This window comes from Actinomycetospora straminea, assembly GCF_028737255.1.
Lineage (GTDB): Bacteria > Actinomycetota > Actinomycetes > Mycobacteriales > Pseudonocardiaceae > Actinomycetospora > Actinomycetospora straminea.
The window spans coordinates 52372-79028 of record NZ_JAQZAN010000003.1 but is presented as its reverse complement, the minus strand read 5'-3'; the positions used below and the strand labels follow the sequence as shown (position 1 = coordinate 79028).

Here is a 26657-nt window from a genome sequence, read left to right as displayed (position 1 = left end):
GTCGAGGACCGTGAGCCGGGAGGTGGAGGCCGCGCGGCGCCGCTTCCTGCGCACCGGGCGGGACGCGGTCGGGCCGGGCGTGGTCGCGCCCGCGGTCCTCGCGTCGTGGGAGCGCTGCGCCGGCGTCGACACCGCGCGCCTGGCCGCCGCGCTCCCGGACGCCACGGCTCCGGCACCGGTGGGCGCGGCCCGGGTGCTCGACGAGGTCCACACCCGCCACCCCGACCTCGACGCCTCCGTCCTCGTCGTCGACCGCGACGGCGTGGTGCTCCGGCGCCGCGACGGCGAGGAGGCGCTCGCCGAGATCCTCGACGCCCTCGACCTCGTGCCCGGCCGCCGCCACGGCGAGCGGGACGTCGGCACCACCGCCGCCGCGGTCGCGCTGCACGAGGGCGTCGCGGTGACGGTCGAGGGCCCCGAGCACCTGCACCCCGCGCTCGGGGTGCTCGCCGCGACCGCGGCGCCGGTCGAGCCGGGCGAGCACGCCGTCGTCGTCGTCCGCCACGCCGCCGAGGGCGCCGCGCGCGACCTGCCGCTGGTCCGGGCGCTGGCCCGCGAGATCGCCGACGAGGACGCCCGCGCACGCCGGGGACGCATCCTCGCGGTGCACGACGCGCTGGCCGCCGAGGCCGCGGGCGGGGCGGTGTGGGTCGTGGCGACCGACGGCGACGACGTCGTGCTCGGCGCGGGCGCGCGCCGGCTCCCGCCCGCCGACCAGCAGGTCCTCGCCGACCTCGCCCTCGCCGGCCTCGCCCTCGAGCGCCCCGAGGCGCCGTACCACGTCGACCTGCCCTCGGGCGGGTGCGCGGAGGTGGCCGTCCGGGAGGTCCGCCACGAGGAGCGCCTGGTGGGCTGCGTCGTCGGCGCCGGCCCCGCGGGCGACGAGCAGGGCCGCCGCGAGGCGGAGGCGCGCCGCCGGCAGGGCTCGCACGTCGCGCCCACCCGCCGCCGCGACTTCGCCGCCGACCTGCGCGGCGCCGGGTCCGAGGAGCGGGCGCACGCCGAGGCCCGGGTGCGCGCCAACCGCGACCTGCTCACGCCCTCGCTGCGCGCCCGCCAGGAGCTCGCGGCGAACCTCGCCCGGCGCCGCCACCAGGTGCTCGTCGGCGAGGCGGGCGTCGGGAAGCGCACGATGGCCGTCGAGCAGTTCGGGCGGCTGCACCGCGACGGGGCGATCACCGTCATCGCGACCGACGCCGCGGACGCCTCCGGCGACGGGGTGCGCGCCGCCGAGCCGCTCGCCCGCCTCGTGCACCGGCCGCCGACCCGCCCGCACCTCGTCGTGCTGCGCGGGCTGCAGGGCGTGACCCCGCTCGTCGCGCGCCGCCTCGACGAGCAGCTGCGCCTGCTGCTCGCGCGCACCGGCGACGTCGTGGTCGTGGCCTGCCTCGACACGGCGTCGGTGGACACCAGCCGCCCCTACGGCCTGCTGCTGCGCCACTTCCACGAGACCGTGCGCATCCCCGCGCTGCGCCACCGCGCCGACGAGCTCGCCGACCTCGCGCTCTCGGTGCTGCGCTCGATCGGCGGCGGGCGCTCGCTGCGGCTGTCGCACCAGGTCGTGCGGGTGCTCGAGGGCTACGCGTGGCCGGGCAACGTCAGCGAGCTCGAGGACGTCCTGCGCTACGTCGTGGCGCGCAAGCCCGTCGGCGTCATCCAGGCCCCCGACCTGCCCGCCCTGTGCTTCACGCGCCGCGCCCCGAGGCTCTCGATGCTCGAGACCGCGCAGGCCGACGCGATCATCCAGGCGCTCTACGAGGCGCGCGGCAACCGCTACCAGGCCGCCGCGATGCTCGGGATCGCCCGCTCCTCGCTCTACCGCAAGATCGACGCGTTCGGCATCAGCTACATCGCCTAGGTGCCTGCGGCAGGTGAGCAGAAAGAAGTGCTCCAGCACTTCTTTCTGCTCACCTGCGCGGAGCGCACCGGGTGTCCCGGTCCCGGGTCAGTGATCGACGGCGCCGGGGCCGGGGCGGCGCGGGTGGTCCCAGGATGGGACAGGCGACTGTGGTCCGCGCCACTAGCGTCGGAGCACGGCGGCCCGCGGGGGAGCGGCCGGGCCGCCCGGCAGCGCGAGCGACGAGGAGCGGCGATGAAGGCACTGGTCTACCACGGTCCCGGCAACAAGTCCTGGGAGGACGTCCCCGACGCCACGGTCCAGGAGCCGACCGACGTGGTGGTGAAGGTCGAGACGACGACGATCTGCGGCACCGACCTGCACATCCTGCAGGGCGACGTCGCCGCGGTGACCGACGGGCGCATCCTCGGCCACGAGGCCGTCGGGACGGTGACCGCGGTGGGCGACGCCGTCCGCGGCTTCTCGGTCGGCGACCGGGTGCTCGTCCCCGCGATCACCAAGTGCGGGCGCTGCGAGTACTGCCAGCGGGGCATGCCGTCGCACTGCCAGACGGTCGGCGGCATCGGCTGGATCTTCGGCCACCTCATCGACGGCACCCAGGCCGAGTACGTCCGCGTGCCCTACGCCGACACCTCGCTCTACGCCGTCCCGTCCGAGGTCACCGACGAGCAGGCGATCTTCCTCGCCGACTCGCTGCCGACCGGCTACGAGGTCGGCGTGCTCGCCGGCAACGTCCGGCCCGGGCACACGGTGGCCGTGGTCGGCGCGGGCGCGGTGGGCCTGTCGGCGGTGCTGACCACGGGCCTGTGGGGCGCGTCGAAGGTCATCGCGATCGACTCGAACAAGTTCCGCCTGGAGAAGGCACTCGAGTTCGGCGCCACCGACGTCGTCGAGGTCGGGCCGGGGACGGTCGGCGACGTCGTCGCGCTGACCGACGGGCTCGGGGTCGACGTCGCCATCGAGGCCGTCGGCTACCCGGAGACCCTGCTGACCGCGGCGTCGCTGGTCCGCCCGGGCGGCACGATCGCCAACGTCGGCGTGCACGGCACCCCGGTCGAGCTGCCGATGCAGGACATGTGGATCTCGAACGTCACGCTGACCATGGGTCTCGTCGACACCGTGTCCATCCCGACCCTGCTGAAGATGGTCGCCTCCGGCCGCATCCCGGCCGAGAAGATGGGCACGCACCGCTTCACGTTCGGCCAGATCGACGAGGCCTACTCGGTCTTCGCCGACGCGGCCGCGAACCTCGCGCTCAAGGTCGTCATCACGCCCTGAGCCGCGGGCGGAACGCTCGTCGGGCGCCGGTCCCCTGCCCGGGAACGGCGCCCGACGCGTCTGCGGCCCGGTGCTGCTCAGAGCAGCACGACCAGCGTCGCCAGGCCGAGGGCGAGCAACAGCACGAGCCGTCCGACCGACGACACCACGGCCGCCTGGGACACCAGCCGCGCGGCGATGACGTCCGGGTGGTCCTCCGGGTGGCCATCCGGCCCGCGCTCGCCGGCCGCGCGGACCGGCGCGGGCGGCGCCGCGACGGGACGCGCCGGCGGTGTCCGCGGCGCCGGGACGACGACGACCGGCCCGTCGACGACGGTGCGTGCCTCGATGATCATGTGCTCTCCCCGCGGAGTCTCGGCGCTCGCGGGAGACGTCGGCGCAGCTCAGGGGCTCGCTAGCGGATCTCCGCGCGGTTCATCCCATGGGGTGGCGGGGGTTTCGGGGCGCTCGCGACGCGTCAGCCGGGGTGCTCGTGCGCGTGGAGCACACCCAGCTCGAGGGCGATGAAGGCGTCGATCATCGCCGTGTACGTCGCGGCCACGACGTCGGGGTGCACGCCCTCCTCCTCGGCCCGCTGCCGCAGCCGGGCGATCACCGCCGCGCGGCGGGCGGGCGCCCGCACCGCCGCGTCGTCGCTCTTGAACGCGGCCGCGGCCCGGACCTGCTCCTGCCGCTGCGCGAGGAGCACGACGATCTGGTCGTCGATGCGGTCGATGGCGGCACGGACCTCGTCGAGGGACACGGGCTCCTCAGGGCCCGGGCACGCGCGAGGGCGCGGTCCAGTCGAGCAGCTGCTCGGGCAGCGGTGCCGACGGCGACCTCGACAGGTCGAGACCGAAGACGTCCATGAGGAACTCGCGGAACTCGACGTCGAACGGCTCCTGCGAGGTCGCGATGAGCCCGAGCGTCCGCCCGGGGTCGTCGGACTCCATGACCATGATCTCCACCGGCCCCTCGGGTGTGTGGTGCACGAAGACGCCTTGGCGGGAGACGCCCTGCCGGGTGCGCGCCGCGGTGTACTCCTCGCTGCGCGAGCCGCCGAACGAGCTGATCGCATCACGCCACTTCTCGTACTTCTCGGGCGGGATGGGCTGGGCCATCACGATCATCGGCATCGGGCGCTCCTCGGGTCGCCGCTCGCGTGCGACCGAGTGTGGCCCCGCCGCCGCGGCCCGGCGGCGAGCTTCACCCGATGCGAGCAGCGAGGACACCGCAGGCGCGGGGACGCAGGCCCCGGAGCGTCACGCCACCGGCCGCGTGCGCTGCTCCGCGTGCCAGGCGAGGGTGCGCGCGAGCCCGTCGCGCAGGGTCGTCGTGGCCCGCCAGCCGAGGGTGGCGGCGGCCGGGCCCGGGTCCGCGACGTGCGCGAGGTCGAGGCGGCGGTCCTCGCCCTCGCCGAAGCCGAGGGGCCCGTCGTGGCCGGCGAGGTCGGCCAGGGTGCGCACCACCTCGGCGACGGTGGACGTCTGCCCGGACCCGATGTCGAGGACCTGGCCGGCGGCGTCCGGCGTGGTCGCGGCGCGCACGAGGGCGTCGCACACGTCGTCGACGTGGACCCAGTCGATCGGCCGGGTGCCGCTGCTCAGGGCGGGCGTCGTGCCGTCGAGCAGGCAGGAGCACACGTAGGGCACGAGCTTGCGGGTGTCGGGCTGGTCGGGCCCGTAGACCATCGCGAGCCGCAGCACCGTCACCGGCAGCTCCCACTGCGCGTGGAACAACCGCGCGTAGCCCGTGGCCGCGCTCTTGGCCGCCGCGTAGGGGGAGACCGGCGGCTCGTCGCCGCGCGGCTCCTCGATCGAGCCGGTGAGCACGACCCGGCACCCGGGCACGTCGTTCGCGGCGGTCATGACGGCCACCGCGGCGCGGGTGTTGGCCTCGAGCATCGGCAGCGCCAGGGCGCTCTCCCGGTCGCCCTGGACGAGGCTCGCGAGGTGGAACACCGCGGCCGGACGGACGCGCCCGACGATCGCGGCGACGTCCTCCTCGTCGGCCAGGTCGCCGCGGTGCCACGTCACACCGGGCAGGGTCGCGACGTGGGGCCCGGGGTCGCGGGACAGCGCGTGGACCTCGGCCCCGAGCCGGCGCAGGCGCCGGCACAGGTGGCGCCCGACGAAGCCGGTGGCGCCGGTGACGAGCACGCGCCGCCCCCGGAGCTGGCCGGACGGGGCGTCGTCACCCGGCCGGGCGGGCGCCGGGACGGGCGGCACGGGACGTGGTGCAGGCAGGGACATGGGTACGGATGCGCCTCGGGGAAGCATGGCCCGCGGTCGGGCCGGTGGACGTGGTCGGTACCGACGGGGTGCACCGCGATGCGCCCGCGCACGCGGCGCACGGCCACCCGAGTGTGCCGGGCGGTCTGTGGTCAGACGGTGAGCCCCAGCGACGGCGGCGGACCGCGACGGGGACGGCACCGCGTGGACGCGTCGCCGTCGTCGGGTGGTCGCCGCTGGTCCGGACGCGAGGGCGGCAGCGCCGGGCCACCGGGGACCGCCACGGGCACGCGCGCGACGACGGCCGCCGCCGTGATCACCGTGGTGGCCACGACGGCCACGATCGGCTCACTGCCGGCGACCACGGTGACCAGCAGCGCCACGGCGAGCTGCACGGTCAGCCCGGACAGCTCCTCGGGCACGTCGTGGGAGTGCGGCAGCGGACCCCCGGTCGCCTGGATCAGCTCGCCGACGCCGTGGGCGACGGGCTGAGCCACCACGGCGACGTTGACCAGGAAGAACACCCCGCGCAGCCGGCCCCGCAGGCACCACCGCAGCACGCCGACGGCGAGCGCGACGAGGACCAGGCTCAGGGTGTGGTCGGGCCGCTCGCCGGCGAGGACGTCGAACGTCCCGGCGACCGCGACGACCGCGAGGGAGGACGCCGCGAGCGCCCACGAGCACACGCGCGACGGTGTCGTCGCTGCCCGCGCACGTCCGTGCTCCACGACAGCGACGGTAGCAGCCCGATCGTGTGGTACTGGTCACTCATCGTCACCATCACGGTGCCCAGGATGCGCCGGTGGGGTCAGGCGACGCCTCCCGGCGGCCCCCTGGTTCGCGCCACGGGTGGACAAGTCGTACGCTCGGCGACCAGCGCCCTGACGACAGGCCGCGAGTGGTCCCCACCGAGGGCCGCGCCGATGAGCCCGGGGAGAGGTCCCGGCGCCGGCCGAGGTCAGACCTGCTCGTCGCGCTGCGTGGTGGCTGCGAGCCGACCTCGCGGGGGCGACGGGGGCGACGGCCCCGGGCGGGAGATGGCGGGTGCGATGAGCACCGAGTCCGACACCTCGCGCGCCGGCGAGGGCGCCCCCGGCCGCCCGCTGACCCGCCGACTCGCCGACGACGCCGCCGCGGGCGCCGCGCCCCGGGTCTGAGACGGCCCGGGCCGAGCGACCGCTCGGTCCGGGCCGGTGCGCTCCCTGATCTCCCCGGGCTCCACCCCGGGGGAGGGTCGTCGTCCGGGGTGGGGCTCGTCCCGATCCCGTCCGTCGACTCCAGGCCCTGGCCGGTTGACACCCCAGCCGGTCAGGGCTCCTGGCCCACGAGCCCCGACGCCTCGCGACCCCGCCCCCACCACACCCTCGCCGGACGACGCCACCCGGCGCCGGAGGATCACCCGTGCCCGAGCACCGACCGCGTCCCGCTCCCCTGATGAGTGCGCTCTCCGCACCCGGCGAGCTGGTCGTCGCCCGGACCACCGTGCCCACGGTGCCCACCGTGCCCACGGCCCGGACCCTGTACTGCTGCACCGGCGCCACGACCGACCACGCGGGCGACGTCCGCCGCACCGTCCGCGCCTGGACGACCGCCCTCGGCCTCGCGCGCGACCTCACCGACGACCTCGTGCTCGCCGTGTACGAGGCCCTCACCAACGTCGTCGACCACGCCTACCGCGGCCGGCCCGCGGGCCCGATGACGCTCCTGTCCGAGTTCGCCGACGCCGCCGTCACCACCACCGTGAGCGATCGCGGCCGCTGGCGGAGCGAGGGCTCCGCCCCCGAGGAGCACCGCGGCCGGGGCCTGCCCCTCATCCGCGCGCTCGCCGCGACGGTCGACATCGACGCCCGGTCGTCGGGCACCACCGTGCACCTGCAGCACCCGGTCTCCCCCGCGCCCGGACCGCCTCCCGCAGCGAGGTAACGGGACGGTCACGACGAGCGATGTCCCCAGGAGCCGCACCGTCGATCTCGTCAGGGAGGGCCATGTCCACGCCCACGACGGTGCCGAGCACCTCGGCGACCATCGAGCCCGGACGCCTGGTGGCCGGCCGCTACCTGCTGCTGGCCCCGGTGGGACGGGGCGGGTCCGGGTCGGTCTGGCGGGCCCACGACCAGCTGCTCGACCGCGAGGTCGCGGTGAAGCGGCTGCACGGTGGCCAGGCGCTCGACGAGGCCCGGGCCCGGATGGTCCGGGACCGGGCCCACCGCGAGGGACGCGTGGCCGCGCGCCTGCACCACCCGCGGCTGGCCGCGATCTACGACATGACCGAGCTCGACGGCGAGGTCTGCCTGGTCATGGAGTACGTGGACGCACCGTCGCTGGCGGACCTGCTGGACCGGGACGGGCCGCTGCCCGCGGAGCGCGTCGCCGGCATCGGTGCGCAGATCGCCGAGGGCCTCGCCGCCATGCACCGCACCGGCGTGGTGCACCGCGACATCAAGCCCGCGAACGTCATGATCGGCCCCGACGACGCGGTGACGGTGACCGACTTCGGGATCGCGGTGATGGGCGCCGACCTCGGCGCGGACAGCCACCTCGTGGCCGGCACCCCCCGCTACATGGCCCCCGAGCTCGCCCTCGGGGCGGCGCCCACGGCCAAGGCCGACGTCTTCTCCCTGGGCGCGACCCTCCACGCCGCGCTCACCGGCGCCCCTCCCCGACCCGAGGCGGACGACCCTCTCGAGGGACCGGCGGGGACCGCTGACCTCGCGGCGACCGGGCGGCTCGGCACCGTGCTGCGCGCCCTGCTCGACCTCGATCCGGTGCGACGCCCGACGGCGCGGACCGCCGCGCGCCGTCTCGGGGACGAGGTCGAGCACGTCGCCACGGCGGCCACGATCGAGGACGGCGAGCGGCCGGGCCCGGCCGGAGCCGCAGCGATCGGGGTCCCCGACGGCGGGGACCACGCGGTGCTCGGGAGCACGCAGCCCACGGCGCCGGGCGCCGGGCGCCACCGCGTCGTGATGGCGGGCTGGTTCCGGCCCTCGCGCCGCGTCGTGGCGGGTGCGGGGCTGGCCGGGCTCCTCGGCGTGGCCGGGCTGGTCTCCCTGGTGAGCGGGTCGAGCCCCGAGCCGTCGCCGCCGCCGCCCGCGGCCGCCCTCGCGCAGGCGCCCCCGGCCCTCCCGCTCGCCGCGCCCCCGATCGTGCCCGCCCCGAGCACCGCGACCTCGACGCCGCTCACCGAGGTCGCCGCGGCGGCGCCGACCCGGTCGGAGCGGCGGGCGCCGGCCTCGACGGCGGACACCGTCGACGGCGACCGCCGGCAGGGGCCCGCCGACCGCGAGGACGGCCGGGGGAACGGCGGCCAGGACGGCCCCGGGAAGAAGAAGGGCAACGGCGGGGGCGGCGGCGAGGGCCGGGGCCGCGGCAACTGAGCCGTCCCGGGCGGCGGCGGGACGGACCCGCGCCGGAGGCGGGTCCCACCGCGTGGGTCACCGCGTGGCGGCCCGGGAGCGCCACAGCAGCCACACGAACCAGGGCGCACCGACGAGCGCGGTGACCAGACCGACGGCCAGCTGACCGGGCGCGATGACCGTGCGCCCGAGGGTGTCGGCGACGGAGACGAGCAGCGCCCCGAGCAGCGCGGCCACCGGCAGGACCCGCGCGTGGCGGGCGCCCACGAGCGCCCGCGCGGCGTGCGGGGCGACCAGCCCGACGAAGGCGATGACGCCGACGGCCGCCACCGCGGTCGCGGTCAGCAGACACGCGAGGCCGAGCAGCCACGGTCGCGAGCGCTCGAGGTGGACGCCGACGATGCGCGGGGTGTCGTCGTCGACGGCGACGAGGTCGAGCTCGCGGCGCGACCGCCAGATCAGGGGTCCGAGGAGCAGCAGCGCGATCGCCACCGGCACCACGTCCGCCGCCGAGCGCCCGTAGGTCGAGCCGGAGAGCCAGGTCAGGGCCTTGCCGACGTTGTAGGGGTCGGACAGCACGATGACGAGGGTGGTCAGCGCCGCGGTCGCCGCCGACACCCCCACGCCGACCAGGACGAGCCGGTCGGAGTCCAGGCCGCTGCGCGCGGCGAGGCCGAACACGAGCACCGTCGCGCCGGCGGCACCGGCGAAGGCGGCCACGGCCACGCCGGTCGCGCCCGCGGTCGGCGCGAGGGTGATGGCGAGGACCGCTCCGAGGCCCGCCCCGCCGGTGACGCCGATGATGCCGGGCTCGGCGAGCGGGTTGCGGCACGTCGCCTGGATGACGGTCCCCGCGACGGCGAGCGCGGCGCCGGCGGCCAGGGCGGCGAGGACGCGCGGGACCCGGGCGTCGAGGACGGAGGTCACGACCGGGCCGGACCGCCCGGTGAGCCAGTTCGCGACGTCGCCGAGCAGCAGCTTCGCGTCCCCGAGCAGGACCCCGCCGGTCGCGGCCACCAGCGTCGCCGCGCCCGCGGCGACCAGGACGACGACGAGCGCGGTGCGCCCACGCCGGCGGGCGGACCGGGCGGCGGGCGCGGCTCGCGTCGGACCCGACGAGCGGAACCGGGAGGCGAGCCAGACGAGGAACGCCGCGCCGAACAACGACGTCACCGTGCCCGTCGGGAGCTCCACCCCGCCGACCTGGGCCCCGAGGGTCAGCCGGGCCAGCACGTCGGCGCCGAGCACGACGACGACGCCGGACAGTGCCGACACCACCAGCAGCACGCGGTGGCGCGCCAGTCCGGGAACGACCGGCACGAGCAGCCGCACGAGAGCGGGCGCGGCGAGCCCGACGAACCCGAGCGGGCCGGTCAGGGTCACCGCGGCCGCGGCGAGCAGCACCGCGAGCAGCACCGTGACCAGCCGGACCCGCCGCACGTCCACCCCGAGCACGGCGGCGGCGTCGTCACCGAGCGCGTGGAGGTCCAGTCGGCGGGACATGGCCAGCAGCCCGAGGGTCGCGAGCACGACGACCGGGACCATCGCGGCGAGGCCCGACGTCCCGTACTGGGCGAGGGATCCGTTGCCCCAGGCGAACAGGCCGGTGGTCTGCTCGCGGAACAGCAGGATGCACGTGATCGCGACGGCCTCCAGCGCGAGCCCGATCACCGAGCCGGCGAGCACCAGCCGCGTCGGCCCGGACCCCACGCCGGACGAGAGCGCGAGCACGAGCGCCGCGGCGACGAGTCCGCCGAGGAAGGCGATGCCGCCGGCCACCGGCATCGGCAGCGTGACCCCGACGACCGAGACGACCACGAGCGCGAGCCAGGCGCCGGCGTCCACGCCGAGGGTGTCGGGGGCGGCGAGCGGGTTGCGGGCCAGCGACTGCATCGCCGCCCCGGCCACGCCGAGCGCCACCCCGACCACCAGCCCCGCGAGCAACCGCGGCACCCGCGAGGCGACGACGACGGCGCCCGCCTGCTCGGCGTCGTCGCCGACGAGCAGGCCCAGGAGGTCGCCGATCCCGACCGTGGCCGTCCCCTGGAGCACGTGCACCGCCGCGAGGACGACGACGGCGAGCACGCCGGCCGCGACGACCCCCGTCACCCCCCACGGGCGGGTCGGGGCGGGGGCCGTCGGCGGGGCGGGGTCGGCGACCGACGTCACCGCGGCTACGCCCGGTTGAGCGCGTCGACGGTGGCGTCGATGTAGCGCTGCATGGAGACCGGCCCACCGAAGACCCAGATGCCGTCGGGCAGGCGGTCCACCTGGTTGGTGCGCACCCACGGCAGCGACTGCCACACGGCGTTCGAGGACAGCTCGTTGCGGAACGGGTCGCCGCCGTCGGCGTCGTTGACGATGTAGAGGAACGTGGCGTCGCCCACCCGGGTGAGTCCCTCGACGTCGGTCTGCGCGAGCCCGTACGTGGCGTCACCCGGCTCGGTCCAGGCGTTGGTCAGGCCCAGCCCGGTGGTGACGGCGCCGATGAGCGAGCCGTCGGTGAACGGGCGGATGGAGACCTGGCCGCCCTCGACGTAGCCGTCGGCGAACACGAAGCGCTGCCCGGCGCGGCCGGCCAGCTGGTCGCGGCCCTCGGCGAGGCGCGCGTCGAACTGCTGGACCTGGGCCGCGGCCTCGGCGTCCTTGCCCAGCGCGCGGCCGACCTGCTCGATGTTGCGCTTCATCTGCCCGATCGGGTCGGCCACCGCGCCGCCGGGGAGGAACAGGACGGGGGCGAACGCCTCCATCTGCGCCACCGCGCCCTCGGGCAGCTCGTCGGTGGCGACGACGAGGTCGGGCCGCAGCGCCGCGATCGCGTCCACGCTGGGCTCGCCGCGCACACCGACGTCGCGCACCGACGGGTCGAGCGGGGCGGCCTTGACCCAGTTCCCGTAACCCGCGACGTCCGCCGCGCCCACCGGCATCACGCCGAGGGACACGACGTGCTCGGTGGCGTTCCACTCGAGGGTGACCACGCGGGTGGCGGGCCGGGGCAGGGTGACCTGCCGACCTCGTGCGTCGGTCAGGGCGATCTCACCGCCGGTCGGCGCGCTCGGGGACCGGGCGCCGCCGGAGGCGGGTTCGGTCGTGCCGCAGGCGGCCAGCCCGAGCAGGACCAGCACCCAGGCGAGGACGACGATCGGGGAACGGCTCATGGCACTCCTCTTCCGGGGGCGGCGACCGGCACGCGCGCCGGGTGCCGTCCGACGGGCCGGGTGCGGAGGGCACCCGTGCGCGGGTCGTGGTCGACGTCGACGGGGATGCCGTAGACGTCGCTGAGCAGATCGGCGGTGAGGACGGTCGCGGGAGGGCCACAGCCCCGCACCCGCCCGTCGGCGAGCAGCACGACCTCGTCGGCCACCGCCGCCGCCTGGTCCAGGTCGTGCAGGACGAGCCCGACGGCCACGCCGCCCTCGTCGGCCAGGTCACGGACGAGGTCGAGCATCTCGACCTGGAAGCGCAGATCGAGGAAGGTCGTCGGCTCGTCGAGGAGGAGGACGTCGGCGTCCTGTGCCAGGCAGGAGGCCAGCCACACCCGCTGGAGCTGTCCGCCGGAGAGCTCGTCGACCGGCCGGTCGGCGAGGTCGGTCAGGCCGGTCACGCTCAGCGCTCGCTCGACGGCCGCGGGGCCCTCGGGGTCCCCGCCGCTCCAGCGCCCGCGGTAGGGGTGCCGCCCGAACCCGGCGACGTCGGCGACGGTGATCCCGGCGGGGGTCGGCCGGCTCTGCGCGAGCAGGGTGACCCGGCGGGCGAAGTCGCGGCGACCGAGGCTCAGCGCGTCGACCGGCTCCGAGTCCTCGTCCGACAGACGCAGCGAGCCGGCGTCGGGTCGGTGCAGGCGCGCGAGCGCCCGCAGCAAGGTGGACTTGCCGCTGCCGTTCGGACCGACCAGGGCCGTGACGCGCCCGGCGCGCAGCGCGATGTCGGCGCCGTGGACCACCGTGCGGTCGCGGTACCCCAGCTCGAGGTCCGTGCCCTCGACCCGCACGGACGGGTCGGTCGTCCGGCTCGGCACGTCGGCGTGGTCGGGCACGAGGGAAGGATAGGCTCACCTCGCCCGATTCGTGCCAGACGGTCCGAGAAGGACGGTTCGTCGGGGGGTGAGCAGGCCCCTGTCACCTCACGGGCGGCATCAGGCCCGTCGGCGAGCTCGCACCCCGGGTCAGACCTTCGTCGCCCGCTGTGCCTGCCGGCGGGCCCGGACCATCTTGACGATGTAGGCGGGTGTCGGCGGGATCCAGCCGAGCTGGCGGCCCATCGTCATGTCGTCCCGGTTCGCCCAGTGCTCGGCGATCATGCCGCCCTCCATCCGGAACCAGTGCGTCTGCGTCACGGCGAACGACCGGCCGCGCGACGGGAAGACCGCACGGACCGCGCCGTCCGGCCCGTAGGCCGTCAACGTCCCCTGCTGCCGCCCGCTCATCGTCGTGTGCAGGACGACGATCGGGCCGTCCTGCACGGCGCGGTGGACCTCCCAGTGCATGTCGGCGAAGGCCTCCCGCAGCCGGACCGCGCTGCGGTGCAGGCCCTGCGGCCCGCGCAGCGGGGGGTGGTCGTCGGCTTCACGGTCGAGCGCGTCAGCCGCGTAGACCTCGGCGAAGTCGTCGACCGTGCCCGTGGTCATCAGCTCCATGGCCCGGATGCACGTGGCCTTGTCACCGGTGGGGTTCGCGCTCGTGGCGTCCATCCGTGGCTCCCGTCTCGACGAGGAGGACCAGCGTGCCCGAGCCCGACCGGCGCAGCATCGGCCGTCAGGCGCCACTTCCGCGGGTGCCCGATGCGCCACGCACGGTGCTCCCCGGCGTGGGGATCACGCGCTGGACCGTGAATCAGCTTGCGGGCCCCGGAAGCACCACGATCTTGCCGACGTGTTCGCGACGCACGAACTGGGCCTGGGCCTCGTGGATCGCGGCGAGGGCGTGTCGTGCGGCGACCCGAGGGCGGACGTCGCCCGCGCGGGCGTGGTCCACCAGTCTTGCGAAGTGCGCTGCGGTGTGCATCGTCGAGCCGATGAGCTGCCGGTTGTGCAGGTAGAGCCGGCGGAGGTCGATCTCGGCGACCGGCCCGGCCACGGCACCGGCCACGACGGCCCGCCCACCGGGCGCGAGGACATCGATCAGGCGTGCGAGCTGATCCCCGCCGACGACGTCGACCACGGCATCGACCCCATCGGGGTGAGCTGCTCGGACCGCCGCAACCACGTCTCCACCGCGTTCGGAGCGGTCCACGGTCTTCGCTGCGCCGGCCTCCTCGATCAGCCCCGCCTTCGCGTGCTCGGTGATCGCGGTGACACGGGCTCCGCGGGCAGCGGCGAGTCCGACCACGGCCAGCCCGACGCCGCCGGATGCCCCTGTCACCACGACGGTCTCGCCCGCGGTGATCCCGCCGCGTTCCAGCATCCCCATGGCTGTCCCGGACGCGATCGGCAAGCAGGCCAGCTGTTCGTCGGTGAGGGGCGATCCGGTGACGTCGTGAACGCGTGCGGCGTCGACGACGGTGTACTCGGCGAACCCGCCGTCGAACTCGCTACCGAGCACCGCGACGATCGGCGCGTCGGGTCCGGCGTGCGCGTAGCGGGCGGGGTCGACCAGCACCCGGCGCCCGATGAGCTCGGAACCCACGTGCTCCCCGACGGCGTCGACGACCCCGGCGACGTCTCCGCCCTGGATGCGGGGGAACGCGATCGGCCCGAGCCAGCCTGCCTGCGCGTCGGGGTCCTCGGCGGTCCCGTACCTCCCCTCACGGGTCCACAGGTCGGTGTTGTTCAGCGACGCTGCGCTCACTCGTACCCGGACCTGCTCCCGCGCCGGGAGCGGAATCGGGACGTCGTCCCGCACGACCAGGACCTCCGGCCCGCCGAAGGCGGTGAGGACCGCGGCGGTCATCGTGGAGTCGTCGTGCACGGCCCGTCCCTCCCAGGCAACCGAACGGTCAGATGGAGTTCGTCGGTCGGCCGGCTTCGGTCCAGGCAGAGGTGCCGCCGGCGATCGCGTGGAGCTGCGGCTCAGCTGACGGCGATGGTGGCCATCATGCCGAGGTCTTCGTGATCGAGGATGTGGCAGTGGTAGACGCTGCGACCCGGCATCATGGTGAACGGGATGCGTAGCCGGGCCCAGCCGCGGGCGGGTACGAGCACCACGTCCTGCAGTGTGCCGGTGGTCGGGGTGCCGGCGCTGTCGGCGAGGACCTCGACCGGCCAGGCGTGCAGGTGGAACGGGTGGGCCATCGGGGTGGGGTTCGTGACGGTCCATTCCTCGATGGCGCCCAGGGCCACGGTCTGGTCGGTCCGGACGGGGTCGTAGGCGCGACCGTCGAAGCCGAAGGTCATGCCCTGGCCGCTCGACCCCGTCCCGCCCGGGCCCATCCCGCTGCCCATGCCCATGGTGAACGCGAGCTGGCGAGCGCGGGACGTCGCGCCGGTGTCGGGCGCGGGCCCGGCCGGGAAGGTGGGCAGCGCGCTCGGAGCCCGGGCGGGGCCGCTGGTCGCCAGCGTGGCCAGGACCTCGGTCTCCCCTCCGGTGTCCGCCCCGCCCATCATGCCCATCGCGCGGCGCGGCTCGGTGTGGGCGGTGAGCGCGACGGTGCCGGGTCGGTCCGGGCGGACGAGGACGTCGGTGCGGTTGCCCGGGGCGAGCCGAACGGTGTCGCCGATGGTGGCGGTCGGCAGGGTGCTCCCGTCGAGGGCGATGCGGGCCAGCTGGTGGGCGTCGAGGTGCAGGGTCAGGGTGCGTGAGGTGGTGGCGTTGATCAGTCGCCAACGCTGCAGGTCGCCGGTGGTGGCCGGGATGACGGGCTGGTGCTGGCCGTTGAGCAGCAACAGTTCACCCTGCCGGCCGACCATGCGCGACGCGGTGTCGGCGGCGGCGGGGCCGGCGCTGGTGAGCGTGGTGTCGGTGATGAGCAGGACCCGGTCCGCCGTGACGGCGGGCTCGCCGGCGTCGTCGACGAGGAGGGCTCCGGCGAGGCCGGCGAAGAGCTGGTCGGCGACGTCGCCGTGGGCGTGGGGGTGGTACCAGAACGTGCCGGCGGGGTGGCTGTCGGGGATGGCGATGCGGTAGTCGAACGTCTCGCCGGGCGCGATGTGGATGAACGGGTTGTCGGAGTTGCCCTCGGGGGAGACCCGCAGGCCGTGGGTGTGCAGGTTGGTGGGTTGGTCGAGTCCGTTGCGCAATCGAATCGCGAGGACGTCGCCGGGCCGCACCCGCAGGGTGGGGCCCGGGCTGGAGCCGTTGTACCCCCAGCTCGAGGCGGGTCGTCCGGCCAGGGACGCGCCCGGTGCTGCGGTCAGTGCGACGTCGAGCCGGCCCTGGCGGCTGGCGAGTTCGGGCGGTGGCGCCAGCGGTTCACCGGTGGGCAGGTCGGAGCTCGGACGCGTGGTGCCGGTGGTCCCGAGGGTCGCCCACCCGGTGGTGCCGACGGTGACCGCGGCGGCGCCGAGCCCGAGCAGCCCGAGTGCTCGTCGGCGGCTGATCCGACCGCCGGAACGGGGGCGCCCGGTCATCGGAGCAGGTCGTCGGCGCTGATAGTCGTCGTCGTCGATCTCGCCGCGGGCGTACCGCGCGTCGAGCAGCTCGCGGGCGGTCGACGGACGGGGCGCCGCCGACCCGTGCCGGCGACGTGCCAGGACGACCGTGGCGACGGCGATCAGGGCCAGCCCGATCACGATCAGGGAGGGCCACAGCCACCCCAGCATCGGCAGGGAACCCATCATGACGACTCCTCCTCCGGGTGAGGCTGAACCGGCGGTCGCCGGCCGCTGAGGGTCGGACGGCCCGACTCGACCCAGGCGCTCGTCCCGCCCGCGACCGACACCACGTCGATGCCGGTGGCTCCGAGCTGTTCGGCCGCCTGGGCACTGCGTCGCCCGGACTGGCAGATCGCCGCGATCTGCGCGCTGCCTCGCAGCTCGCCCAGGCGCTCCGGGAGCTCGTCGAGGGCGATGTTGACGGCGCCGGGGACGTGGCCGGTGGCGTACTCGGCGTGGCCCCGGACGTCGAGCAGCATCGGGGGGTCCGAGTCCCGGAGCGCGGCGGCGAGGTCGTCGACGGTGATCTCGCGGATGGTGGTCATCGATGTTCCTTCGGTCGGTGGGTCAGGCGATCAGGGTGGTGAGGGACCGGGTGGTGACGCCGGCGGCGACGAGCAGGACCAGCACGGCGAACCCGCGGCGCAGGACGGCGGCGGGGACACGGCGGGCGAGTCGGCCGGCGGGCAGGGAGACGACGAAGGCGGCCAGGGCGAACACGGCGATGACCGGCCAGTCCATCCCGGCGGCGAGGCCCCCGGAGGCGAGATGGGGCACGAGCCCGGCCGCCGAGTTGATCACCATGATGACCAGCGAGGTCGCCACGGCGATCGGGGTCCGCAGCCCGAGGGCGATGATCAGGGCGGGCACCAGCAGGAACCCGCCGCCCACCCCGAGGAGCCCGGTCAGGAACCCGACCAGCAGCCCGGTCGCCATCGCGCGGGGCAGGCAGCGCCGCCAGGCGACCCCGCCGTCGGGCAGGTCGCACACCCCGCCGGTCTCGTCGGTGCCGCGCAGCATCCGCACCGCGGCGAGGATCATGATGGCGGCGAAGACCACCAGCAGCACGTCCTGGTCGAGGCGGTGGTTGACCACACCTCCGAGCAGCGCGGTGGGGATGCCGGCGGCTCCGACGATCGCGGCGAGTCGCCAGTTGACCTCCCGACGGACCCGCGGTGCGACCGCGACGGCGGAGGTGAGTCCGATGACCACCAGCGAGGCGGGGACAGCGGCGGAGACGGGGAACCCGAGCCCGTAGACCAGGGCGGGGACGGCGAGGATGCCGCCGCCCCCGCCGACCAGGCCGAGCAGGGCACCGATCACGGCGCCGAACAGCGCGGCGAGCCCGGTCATCGCAGTCCTCTCGTCACGCGGAAGGTGGGGTGGCCCCGACCCGGGGGCCGGGCCACCCCGGCGCTCGAGCAGTGGGGGGCCGGGGACGCCCGAGCGCTGCCGGAGGGTCGGGTGTCAGCCGACCGGCACGGATGTCCGGTCGTGCGCGATGGGCAGACCGGACTCGGCGGCGTTCGGCCAGTCGTCGTTGACGACGACGAGCTCACGGTCGCGGCCGGGCTCTGCGGCGAGCAGGGAGGCCGCAACCGACGCGCGATAGCCCGACCCGCAGTAGATCCACACCTCGCCGTCGGGAACCTCCTCGCGACGGGCGAGCATCTCGTGCAGCGGGATGTGCACCGACCCGGCGACGCCGCCGCCGGCGCGTTCGTTCTCGGTGCGGGCGTCGACGACGACCACCGCGGACGGGTCGCGGTCGAGCAGCCCCGCGAAGTCGCACACACGGTAGGACGCCACGGGGGCGTCGTCGGCGAGGGTGTCGACCGGGCCGGTGGCGGCGCCCGCGATGCGGTCGATGCCGATGCGCACGAGCTCGCGGCGGGCGTCGGCGACCTGCTCGCTGGTCTCACCGATCAGGGTCAGCTCCGCGTCGTCGGGCAGGAGCCAGCCCAGGTAGGTGACGAAGGGCTGGGCGAGCTGGAAGCTCAACGACCCGACCAGGTGCCCGGCGGCGAAGGCGGTGCGCTCGCGCAGGTCGACCACCCACTGCCCGGCGGCGATGCCGGCCTCGAGGCGGGTGCGCAGCTCGACGGGCGCGACCGGCTCGGGGGCCGAGAGGTCGACCGGGGCGGGTCCGGCGGCGTTGGTCGGCGCCATCCGCGCGTAGTAGGCGGGATAGGCACCGAGCCCGGCGATCAGGGTGTCGACGAACTCCTGCTCGTCCTGGGTCAGCGCCGGATTGGCCGTGCGCTGGTCGCCGACGGTGGACGCCTCGCCCGAGGGCGGGGTGGCCGAGCAGAAGCTGCCGAACCCGTGGGTCGGGTAGACCACCGCGTCGGCCGGGAGCTCGCCGACCAGCCGGCGCACCGAGTGGTACTGGGCGTGGGTGAGTTCGACGGTGTCGTCGGGCGAGACGAGGTCGGTGCGACCGGTGGTGCCGTAGAGCATCGAGCCGCCGGTGAACACCGCCGCCACGGCGCCGGAGTCGTCGGCCTGGGTGTCGATCAGGGCGTAGGACAGGTGGTGGTGGGTGTGGCCCGGCGTGGCCAGGGGCCGCAGCCGCATCGACCCGATCGCGATGTCCTCGCCCTCGGTGACCGGGGTGCGCTCGAAGCCGACCTGGTCGCGGGCGTCGACGAGGTAGGCCGCGCCGGTGCGCGCCGCGAGCTCGAGCCCGCCGGTGACGTAGTCGTTGTGGATGTGGGTCTCGGCGACGTGGGTGATCCGCACCCCGAGCCGTTCGACCAGGGCGAACACCCGGTCGATGTCGCGCTGCGGGTCGACGACCAGCGCGACGTCGCCGTCGTGGGCGAGATAGCTGCGGTCACCGAGGCTCGTCGTGGCGATGGTCTGCACGTCGATCATGCTGGGTTCCCTACCCGGTAGGGTATCTACCGTTCCTGGATCGGTCCTCGTCGACCGGGGCGTCCGTGGAGGTCGAACGCCCCGGCTCGTCGGTCGTCCTGCTCGTGGAGCGCTGTACGACGTCTCGTGGCCTGGTCAGGCCAGGGAGAGGAAGAGCTTCTCCATCTCGGCGACGTCGACGGCGCGCTCCCCGTCGTCGTTCTCGGTCATGCAGTGCCGCAACCCGGTGGCGATGATCTTGAAGCCTGCCTTGTCCAGGGCGCGGGACGCCGCCGCGAGCTGCGTGACGACGTCCTTGCACTCGCGACCCTCCTCGATCATGCGCACGATCCCGGCGATCTGGCCCTCCACGCGACGCAGGCGGGCAACCACATCGGTGAGTTCGGTGGCCTGCACCTGCATGGCGAGCTCCTCTTCCGTCGGTCCGGGTCGGCATCCCGTACAACCAAGGTACCCCAGGGGGTATGCCCGGACGGAAGTGTCGCCCCTCACGACCGACCGGCTCGGTGGTGCTGCGACCGTGCGACCTCGGCCGTGCCCGTCTCGGGCGAGAGCGCCGAGCTGACCACGCTGCGGGAGAAGGGACGCCCGGGGTGAACCGCTGCTGTCACCGCAGGGATCACGACGGGAGCACCGCCGTTGACCTGGAGCCGGCGCGGGGAATCGAACCCCGGACCTTTCGCATCTCGTCGATGAGTTCTCCCGACTACACGGTGAGTCTCGTACGCCCGGCCTGAGCTGCACCAACGTCTGGCTGCACCTCTCGCTGTTGCCGGGCACCTCGGGACGCGAGCGGGACGATTCCGGTGGATATGCGGTGGGCCGATCTTGCCCTGAGTCCGCGTGGATCACCCTGTCGGACGGGCGCTACGTGCGCTCGCGCAGGTGGCGCCCGAAGGAGCCTCCGACGAGGCGGGCATCGCGGGCCACGCCCGCCAGCTCCACCACATCCCGGTCTCGCAGCCATCCAGACAGGGTCGGGACACCGACTGGTGGCGTGTCGATGTCGTCGACGTCGCCGGGGTGGCCGAGCTCGGGCATGGAGTCTCCTCGTCGGGGTCGCGCTCGGGGCACGGACCGCCACGACCCACGGCGGGGCGGAGGCGAGACGGGCCCCGCGCCGAAGCGGGGGGATGCTCGGCACGGGGCCTGCCCGCGAAGCTGCTGGTGTGAGCTTCGAGCCGGCTCGGGTGGTGCACCGGCGGTCGGCGTCTGGTGTGAGCCGACGCTGTGGGATCCCGTGCGGTCGCCGGACCCTCGGCGGGCCCAGGGTCTGAGTGCCGAGGGTGGGCGACCGGGCTTGGGGTCAGCTGCCGGCCGGGACGCTCCTGGCGTCCTTGATCAGCCAGGCGACGACGTCGGTCAGGCCGACACCGGTGCGGAGCGACCAGTCGATGAGGACTTCCGTGGCGTCGTCCTCGGTGCAGTCGTAGCGCTCCATGAGGATGCCGGTGGCGCTGGTGATCGCATGAGGCGGCAGTACCTGCCCAGCGGCGGTGTCGGACACGGGCGGCCTCCCGGCGACCCGAGACTGACCGCACCCGGGACCGCTGTTCGCGCTGCTCACGATCCGGCCGTGTGGTTGACCGCTGCCCCGTTCTGGGACGGTGAGTTCGTTATCCGTCCACCCCAGCGTGACAGACGGACTACGGTGACGCCGCATGGGGCATTCGTTCGGTCCCTACGGACGCGGACCGGCGTCGGGGTCTCTCCCTCGGCGGCGCGGGCTCTGCCCTGCCGGGCCGCCCGTGCGGGTGCAAGCGCCCCCGTCGTCGATGGCCGGCGCGTCTGGTGCCTGGTGGCGCTTGCGGCCGTGCGGGCGGTCTGGCAGCCCTCGGGCGCGCCGTCGTGGGTGAGTCCCCGCCCCGACCACAACCACTCCCCTATCCCTCAGATCGTCGCTGGAGGGGGCTCTCCTGAGGTCGGTGCCCTGGTCCAGGGCGGAGCGTCTGGCCGCCGGAGGCGTGCTTGCCGGATGGACAGGGCAGGTGACCGCTCAGTCGTCCGCGGTACCGCAGCGCTCAGGGTCGAGGTGCGCCGCCTCTGGGACGTCTCCGTCCTGGTTACCGCTGGCCCGACGGGCCATGAGCGCGCCACGGTCCACGTACTCAGCGACAGCGGGCAAGCCGTGGCCCGTGCCGTCCGCCTGGACTCCGACGCCGACCGAGCGCAACAGGCTGGCGATGGCGTCGAGGGTGTCGGCGAGATCGGTGGCCAGCGCTTGGTGGTCGGTGACCGAGAGCTCGGTGTCGCCGTCGTCGCGGCGGACGCTGAGGGCCTGCGTCGCTTCGCGCAGTGCGGTGTGAGCGCTGGCTGTCTGCGAGAGGGTCATGAGCTGTCCCTGTGGCGATGGTGGGCGCGTCGTGAGTCGTACCCCGCCGTGGTGGAGGCCGTCGCCATTGTGCCCTGGCCCGGCCCCCGGGTCGGGCGCGCGCCGCGGGTCGGAGACAGGAGCGGAAGCGTGCCCGGCCCGAAGGGGCCGGGCACCGGCGCGGCAGCGCCGGCCCTCACCGCTGGTGGTGTGCGATGACGCGGCCGGCTCTCGGTAATGGGCGAACAGGTCTTCACAGGACCCGGACGCGTCGCGAACCGAACGAACGGCTCACACCCGCGGAGCGAGTGGCGATGGCCCAACATCGCCGTGAAGGCCGGTGGGCCCGTCGGTCGCAGCTTCGCGGCATCACCACCCTGCGGAGGGTCCGGAACTGCGGCACACCGCTCGATCCCGACGGCGGGGTCACGCTCGCGGTCACGACGAACACCGACGGGTCCCGGTCGGCCGGCTACTCAGGCCTGGCGTCATGCGGCTCCGTGTGGGCGTGCCCGCAGTGCGCCGCGAAGATCGCCACCCGCCGCGCCGACGAGCTGTCCAAGGTGATGCGGGCAGTCGACGAAGCCGGTGGCTCGGCGTTCCTGCTGACGCTGACCATGCGCCACGCTCGGGGCGATCGACTTGGCCTGAGCAAGGAGGAGCGGGCCCGGCTGCGCTGCCTCGAGGAGAACCGCTCGCTCTACGAAGCGGCCAACGCGAACCACTGGGACTTCGACGAACGCGAAGCCGAGGCCGAGGCCATCGAGGAGCAGACCCTGCGCCACGCCCGCGGGTGCTGGGACGTCCTATCCGACGCGTGGGCACGGGTCACCTCTGGCGGGGTGTGGCAGGCCGACCAGAAGCTGTTCGGCGGGCTACTCGGGTGGGCGCGGGTCGTGGAGGTCACCGACGGCGACAACGGCTGGCACGTCCACATCCACGCCCTGCTCTGCTTCGGCGAGCAGGTCTCCGCCGAACTCGTCGCGGCCAGCGTCGGCGCTCGCATGTTCACCCGCTGGCGGGCCGCTCTGGAGCGCAAGGGCTTCGACGCGTCGGAGGAACACGGCTGGGACCTGCGACGCGTGCAGCTCGGCGACGGTGACCTGGCCGACTACTTCACCAAGATCGCCCACGAAGTCACCGGCTCACACCGCAAGGAAGGCCGCCGCGCCGGTGGGCGGACCCCCATGCAGCTCCTCGCCGACGCGGTCGACACCTCCGAGGAATCCGCGCTGGCGCGATGGTGGGAGTGGGAACAGGCATCAGAGGGCCGCCGTCAACTCACCTGGTCCATTGGCGCGCGGGACCTGCGCAAGCTCGCCGGGCTCGGCGCCGAGCCCATGGACGAGGACATCGCTTCCGAGGACCTCGACGCCGACCTACGTCTCGGGTTGACGATGGATACGTGGGATGCGCTGGAACGTGGAGAGCTAGGCGCTGAGCTGATGCGTATCGCTGAGCTTGGTGGAATACCTGCGGCGAAGGCGTGGCTAACCATCCGTGGCCTTGCCTGGACGCACGAGACAGAGCGGCCACCTTTGGGCAAAATGCCTTAGGCGCTCATGAAATCGGCATCGTCGGCTAATGCCGTCTAGCCTAGGGATGCCCCGGCCGAGCGGCGTCCCTCCCGCTCGTCCGGGTTCCCCCACGCTCGTCCGGGTTCCCCCATCTTCATCGCACCCGAAGACGCTGGCGCTCGCGCGCCGAGAGCGCTAGTGCTGCACGGGCGGTGCATCGCCGCCCGCGCCGATCAGCCCAAGCATGTCAAGCAGCGCGCGGCAGTCGTCGGTGTCCACGGAGTTGCGAGCGACTGCCATGCGTGCTCGGACCACCTGCTCGTGGGTCACTCCGTAAATCTCCGATGTGCTTCTCGGCGAGGGCACCGACCGCTCCGTTGGTGCTCCTCGCTCTGAGTGAGGTCCCCTCGGTCGCCGATCAGGTCCCGACGTCGCGTTCATAGCTACTCCCGGTGGCGACTTGGCCCCGAACCGCATCAACTTGCCCACGCAGCGAGACCCCCCATTGAGCCACGGCCGGCCGCCCATCGGTGCGATGTTCCGCCTGGCTCAGGGTCACGCCGACGCTACCGACTCGGTCCCAGGATGCACCACCATCGTTCTCGATGCTAGGTGGCTACGTCGCCGGAAAGGGAACCACACGCCGTACGAGGTTCTCGATCTGTTCGTCGAGCCCAGCTTCCGTCAAAGCTTCTCGGACCTTTCGTCGATTGGCCTGGAACGTGAGCTTGTCGTTAATCTCGACATGGAAGGCGAGTTCCTCCGCCTCAGCTGATACGCGTGCAAGCTCAATGTGATCTTCGTCGAGCGGGCTAAATATCGGGATCGCTACGCGAAAGACGTTCTTATCAAAATCTCTTGGCCCAAAGAGACCTTTCGACTGCAGCGGCGCCACCCGCTCTAGAAGGGCTTGCGAGTTCAGGATTGCGACCAAGTAGTGAGCTTCCTCAGCACTACTGGCTGCGGCCCAGTAAAGCTTGTGATCGATGATGCACTCAGAGTCCGAGACTCTGGCTGCCGAGAGGCTATTGCCAGCCTTGGAATAGACCACGCGATTGGACGGCGCTGGCAGCTGCGAGCTCAGCTGCTTGTGGTAGTCCATCCGATCGACCAAGTCGTTGAGTTCTGTCTTGGCGCGATTAGCCTTCCAGGCCGCCTCCACCTCTTCCCACCACGTGTTGAGGCCCGCGTAGTCCTCGATCTGAGTGCGATCCATAATCTTATCGTTGCGCAAAGGAAGAACCGCAGCGAGCGGCTCCAAGGCACGGAAAGGTGCGATCGTCTCGCCGAGATGAACCTTAAAGACGAATCGACGTTCGACTGTTCCAGTGAGCGAAGGCTGCAGCTTCCAGGGCTCTTTCTCTTGCACGCTCCGGCGCGAGTGGACCTTTTTCCGTCCCTTGCCCGCACCAAACGGTCCAGATGGCGCATCTTCAACGAAAAGGAGATATCTCGGATATAGAATTGCGCCATCTCGAAATCTAGTTCGGTACTTCGAGCCGGAATCGAGATCACCTTGCGTTGTCGACGAGATGTCCCCTGGAGTGATGCTGAGGTGATCCTCCGCGTCCTTCCACGAGACCGCTACGGCCGGGAGCCGCCCCGACCAGACGAGTACTTCGCTGGAGAGTCTTCGCGGACGATTGGGGCTATAGGTGCCTGAGACCATGGCGGCTGGGACCGGAAAGATATTTGGGACAACACCATCTAGGTCCCACGCAGTATCGAAGCGCGCTGCAAGCAGGCCGGCTTGAGACGAAGCCCAGCGACCTGAACGGAAGCCAGAGTACGGTTTACGCGAGAGAGCAGCGCGCGGCATCAAGAAGGCAAACCTACCCTCTTCTTCAAGGTACAACTCGACGCACCGAACAACGAAAAAAGACGACAAGTCGCGCGCTGAGGCACCCAGACCGCCTTGAAGCAGTCCGCGATCCTTAGACATCTCCTTATAGCGCTGCTGCATGTTCGAGTGCATATTGTTGTACCGAAGCCACGGCGGGTTACCGACGAGCGCATCGACCTTGTTCGCAGGCTCAGTAAGCCAAAGTGGACGAATTAGGTTCCGAACGTAGTACCCCCAAATGTGGTTCCTGCCTCTGGCCTGGAGCTGACACCAAGTATGAAAGGTGGCAGTGAGCATTTCGACATCGGCTTCGTGAACGCCGTACTTCCGAATCAAGGGCGCGAGGCGTGGGTAATCGCCCTTCCCGTCGTACTTTTGGACCCGTTCGGCCATCTCGTTCACGAGCAAGTCGAAAGACCGCGCGTCGGCGATAATCGAACGAGGGAACTCCAAAGCATCTCCGAAGAGCGCGCCCTGACCGGTGTCGACGAGGTCGTCCCCGGCAGTTGGCACGTTCACCTTATCGCTGCCGAGTATGTCAGTTCGCTGGTCCCATTGGACAGAATCTCCGAGATAGACGGGGATCGCGATCGCGGGGCGTTCGTCGTCGTTAAGAAGCCCCGACCCTATTGCGAGTAGATAGGTGACTCGTGCGAGTGTTACCGCGACTGGGTGTACATCGATGCCAATGATTCTTGACGTCAGACCTGAGAGCGTGTCCTCGCATGAAAGACCAGCCTCTGTTGCGTGCGCCAGGTAATTCTTGATCGCGTGGAATAGAAACGTTCCGGAGCCACAAGAAGGGTCGAGCAATCGCTGCTCTAGATTCTCGCCTTGGACCTTCTCCACAGTTCGATCTGCTAGCCAGTCCGGTGTGTAGTACTCGCCGAGCTTCCGACGCTCCTCGGGCTGGATCACAGACTCATAAAGAACCTTGAGGACGTCGTGCTCGACGCTCGCCCAATCGAACCGCCACAGCCGTCGAGCCAGAGATGCCACGAACGAACGGCCGCCCTCGACATCGAGAACCCAGTCAAAGAAGTCCTGTTCGACGACACCGTAGATGAGTGTGTCCGCGAATGCGTCGCCGCGGACCAGCGCCTCCGGAGTTAGCGAGGGATCGGAGACGTCGAAACCCAACGCCGCATGAGCAATGATCTCGGCCGAGAGGACCAGCAAAGTGTGGTCGATAAATAGGCGCTCATCGTCGACGAAGTTCGCCCCGAAGGCGGTGCGTAGGAGTGTCGCCCACAACTGGCGTTTCAGCTCAACGTCGGGCGACTGGCTTGCGTGTAGGAGACTCGCCAAGGTTGCGTGATCGAGCTTGTGCGAGTTTGAGCTAGCCCCCAGGCGCCGGTGAATCTCCTCCGGTACAGGAGCTATGTCGCGGACCGTGGCGAGGATGGTTTCAAGCCAGACACGAAGATTCTCTAAGTCACCTTCAGGCGGGCCCACAAGCTCTAAGTTCGCGATCTCCTCTAATTCCTCGCCATCGAGGTAGAAGAGAGACCAGAGACGACCGTCCGTCAGAACGCCGACATAACGAGACTTCATCTTCTGAGTGCGGGACGCGACGTACCCCGCGAGTTGCTCTATCGCTTCTTCCCGAACTCCTGCCTGCAACAGATCGCGTTTGACTTCGATTACTAGATTGCCAACTTCAACATCGATTCGGCGCCTCGTCGCGTCACCCAGTTGCGTTTCCATGTTCACGTCGAGCACCTGAGTGTCGCTCAGATTGAGACCTGACCTCAGCAAGAACTCCCGAATGTCGGCCTGAAGTTCCGCCTCGGGACGCCCCGGAACCCGACGTGCGATGTCAGCGGTGAGGTCTTTGAGGTCGCGCACGAGGGGAGGGTATCGGTCCTCGACCAGGTAG

The 26657-nt window shown here is 72.7% G+C and carries 24 protein-coding genes and 1 tRNA gene; 5 read left to right on the top strand and 20 right to left on the bottom strand.

Going from position 1 to position 26657, the window contains the following annotated elements; translation table 11 throughout:
* The first annotated feature begins 10 nt into the window (after positions 1 to 10).
* Together PH190_RS05755 and PH190_RS05750 are read left to right on the top strand one after the other, a co-directional pair.
* The gene (locus PH190_RS05755) at positions 11 to 1858 is read left to right on the top strand and encodes a helix-turn-helix domain-containing protein (protein WP_274230537.1); all 1848 of its coding nucleotides are present in this window, start codon (positions 11 to 13) and stop codon (positions 1856 to 1858) included.
* 234 nt (positions 1859 to 2092) lie between these two features.
* Positions 2093 to 3136 (top strand): alcohol dehydrogenase catalytic domain-containing protein, encoded by a 1044-nt coding sequence (locus PH190_RS05750; protein ID WP_274230536.1) that lies wholly within the window; start codon positions 2093 to 2095, stop codon positions 3134 to 3136.
* A 77-nt stretch (positions 3137 to 3213) separates the two neighbouring features.
* Here PH190_RS05750 and PH190_RS05745 read toward each other — a convergent pair whose 3' ends face one another.
* From PH190_RS05745 to PH190_RS05725, 5 genes are all read right to left on the bottom strand, one after another.
* Positions 3214 to 3471: a hypothetical protein gene (locus tag PH190_RS05745; protein WP_274230535.1), complete on the bottom strand. Its 258-nt coding sequence runs from the start codon at positions 3469 to 3471 to the stop codon at positions 3214 to 3216.
* A 122-nt stretch (positions 3472 to 3593) separates the two neighbouring features.
* Complete coding sequence (locus tag PH190_RS05740) at positions 3594 to 3878, bottom strand: chorismate mutase (RefSeq protein ID WP_274230534.1); 285 nt, start codon at positions 3876 to 3878, stop codon at positions 3594 to 3596.
* Between the two features lie 7 nt (positions 3879 to 3885).
* Complete coding sequence (locus PH190_RS05735; RefSeq protein ID WP_274230533.1) at positions 3886 to 4251, bottom strand: hypothetical protein; 366 nt, start codon at positions 4249 to 4251, stop codon at positions 3886 to 3888.
* A gap of 126 nt (positions 4252 to 4377) precedes the next feature.
* Entirely contained in the window at positions 4378 to 5343 is a 966-nt protein-coding gene (locus tag PH190_RS05730; protein ID WP_274230532.1) for an NAD-dependent epimerase/dehydratase family protein, read from the bottom strand.
* 155 nt (positions 5344 to 5498) lie between these two features.
* On the bottom strand, positions 5499 to 6074 hold the full coding sequence (locus PH190_RS05725; RefSeq protein ID WP_274230531.1) for a hypothetical protein: 576 nt from the start codon (positions 6072 to 6074) through the stop codon (positions 5499 to 5501).
* Between the two features lie 706 nt (positions 6075 to 6780).
* Here PH190_RS05725 and PH190_RS05720 point away from each other — a divergent pair.
* Together PH190_RS05720 and PH190_RS05715 are read left to right on the top strand one after the other, a co-directional pair.
* Positions 6781 to 7269 carry an ATP-binding protein gene (locus PH190_RS05720; protein ID WP_274230530.1) on the top strand — a complete coding sequence of 163 codons (489 nt, stop codon included), beginning with the start codon at positions 6781 to 6783 and terminating at the stop codon, positions 7267 to 7269.
* A 62-nt stretch (positions 7270 to 7331) separates the two neighbouring features.
* Complete coding sequence (locus PH190_RS05715; protein ID WP_274230529.1) at positions 7332 to 8723, top strand: serine/threonine-protein kinase; 1392 nt, start codon at positions 7332 to 7334, stop codon at positions 8721 to 8723.
* Positions 8724 to 8780: 57 nt separating this feature from the next.
* Here PH190_RS05715 and PH190_RS05710 read toward each other — a convergent pair whose 3' ends face one another.
* From PH190_RS05710 to PH190_RS05645, 14 genes are all read right to left on the bottom strand, one after another.
* On the bottom strand, positions 8781 to 10871 hold the full coding sequence (locus PH190_RS05710) for an iron ABC transporter permease (protein ID WP_274230528.1): 2091 nt from the start codon (positions 10869 to 10871) through the stop codon (positions 8781 to 8783).
* A gap of 5 nt (positions 10872 to 10876) precedes the next feature.
* Positions 10877 to 11860, bottom strand: coding sequence for an ABC transporter substrate-binding protein (locus tag PH190_RS05705; RefSeq protein WP_274230527.1), 984 nt, complete (start codon positions 11858 to 11860; stop codon positions 10877 to 10879).
* Positions 11857 to 12738: an ABC transporter ATP-binding protein gene (locus PH190_RS05700; protein WP_274230526.1), complete on the bottom strand. Its 882-nt coding sequence runs from the start codon at positions 12736 to 12738 to the stop codon at positions 11857 to 11859. The genes PH190_RS05705 and PH190_RS05700 overlap by 4 nt, the downstream gene beginning before the upstream one ends.
* A 129-nt stretch (positions 12739 to 12867) precedes the next feature.
* Positions 12868 to 13392 carry an ester cyclase gene (locus PH190_RS05695; RefSeq protein ID WP_274230525.1) on the bottom strand — a complete coding sequence of 175 codons (525 nt, stop codon included), beginning with the start codon at positions 13390 to 13392 and terminating at the stop codon, positions 12868 to 12870.
* Between the two features lie 142 nt (positions 13393 to 13534).
* Complete coding sequence (locus PH190_RS05690) at positions 13535 to 14590, bottom strand: zinc-binding dehydrogenase (RefSeq protein WP_274230841.1); 1056 nt, start codon at positions 14588 to 14590, stop codon at positions 13535 to 13537.
* Between the two features lie 119 nt (positions 14591 to 14709).
* Positions 14710 to 16416 carry a multicopper oxidase domain-containing protein gene (locus PH190_RS05685; protein WP_274230524.1) on the bottom strand — a complete coding sequence of 569 codons (1707 nt, stop codon included), beginning with the start codon at positions 16414 to 16416 and terminating at the stop codon, positions 14710 to 14712.
* Positions 16413 to 16775, bottom strand: a complete 363-nt coding sequence (locus tag PH190_RS05680) for a rhodanese-like domain-containing protein (RefSeq protein WP_274230523.1) — start codon at positions 16773 to 16775, stop codon at positions 16413 to 16415. The genes PH190_RS05685 and PH190_RS05680 overlap by 4 nt, the downstream gene beginning before the upstream one ends.
* Before the next feature lie 22 nt (positions 16776 to 16797).
* The gene (locus PH190_RS05675; RefSeq protein WP_274230522.1) at positions 16798 to 17583 is read right to left on the bottom strand and encodes a sulfite exporter TauE/SafE family protein; all 786 of its coding nucleotides are present in this window, start codon (positions 17581 to 17583) and stop codon (positions 16798 to 16800) included.
* A 114-nt stretch (positions 17584 to 17697) separates the two neighbouring features.
* Complete coding sequence (locus tag PH190_RS05670) at positions 17698 to 19107, bottom strand: MBL fold metallo-hydrolase (protein WP_274230521.1); 1410 nt, start codon at positions 19105 to 19107, stop codon at positions 17698 to 17700.
* A gap of 135 nt (positions 19108 to 19242) precedes the next feature.
* Complete coding sequence (locus PH190_RS05665; protein ID WP_274230520.1) at positions 19243 to 19509, bottom strand: metal-sensitive transcriptional regulator; 267 nt, start codon at positions 19507 to 19509, stop codon at positions 19243 to 19245.
* Between the two features lie 243 nt (positions 19510 to 19752).
* Positions 19753 to 19840 (bottom strand) — tRNA-OTHER (locus tag PH190_RS05660).
* Between the two features lie 134 nt (positions 19841 to 19974).
* A complete protein-coding gene (locus PH190_RS05655) occupies positions 19975 to 20148 on the bottom strand; it encodes a hypothetical protein (RefSeq protein WP_274230519.1) in 174 nt (57 codons plus the stop codon).
* Between the two features lie 265 nt (positions 20149 to 20413).
* Positions 20414 to 20614 carry an ANTAR domain-containing protein gene (locus PH190_RS05650; protein ID WP_274230518.1) on the bottom strand — a complete coding sequence of 67 codons (201 nt, stop codon included), beginning with the start codon at positions 20612 to 20614 and terminating at the stop codon, positions 20414 to 20416.
* A gap of 489 nt (positions 20615 to 21103) precedes the next feature.
* Positions 21104 to 21439: a hypothetical protein gene (locus tag PH190_RS05645; protein WP_274230517.1), complete on the bottom strand. Its 336-nt coding sequence runs from the start codon at positions 21437 to 21439 to the stop codon at positions 21104 to 21106.
* Positions 21440 to 21726: 287 nt separating this feature from the next.
* Here PH190_RS05645 and PH190_RS05640 point away from each other — a divergent pair, with 287 nt between their 5' ends.
* Positions 21727 to 22974: a rep family protein gene (locus tag PH190_RS05640; RefSeq protein WP_274230516.1), complete on the top strand. Its 1248-nt coding sequence runs from the start codon at positions 21727 to 21729 to the stop codon at positions 22972 to 22974.
* 577 nt (positions 22975 to 23551) lie between these two features.
* On the opposite strand, the gene PH190_RS05635 is transcribed toward PH190_RS05640, so the two are convergent.
* A complete protein-coding gene (locus tag PH190_RS05635) occupies positions 23552 to 26626 on the bottom strand; it encodes an N-6 DNA methylase (protein WP_274230515.1) in 3075 nt (1024 codons plus the stop codon).
* Between the last annotated feature and the right edge of the window lie 31 nt (positions 26627 to 26657).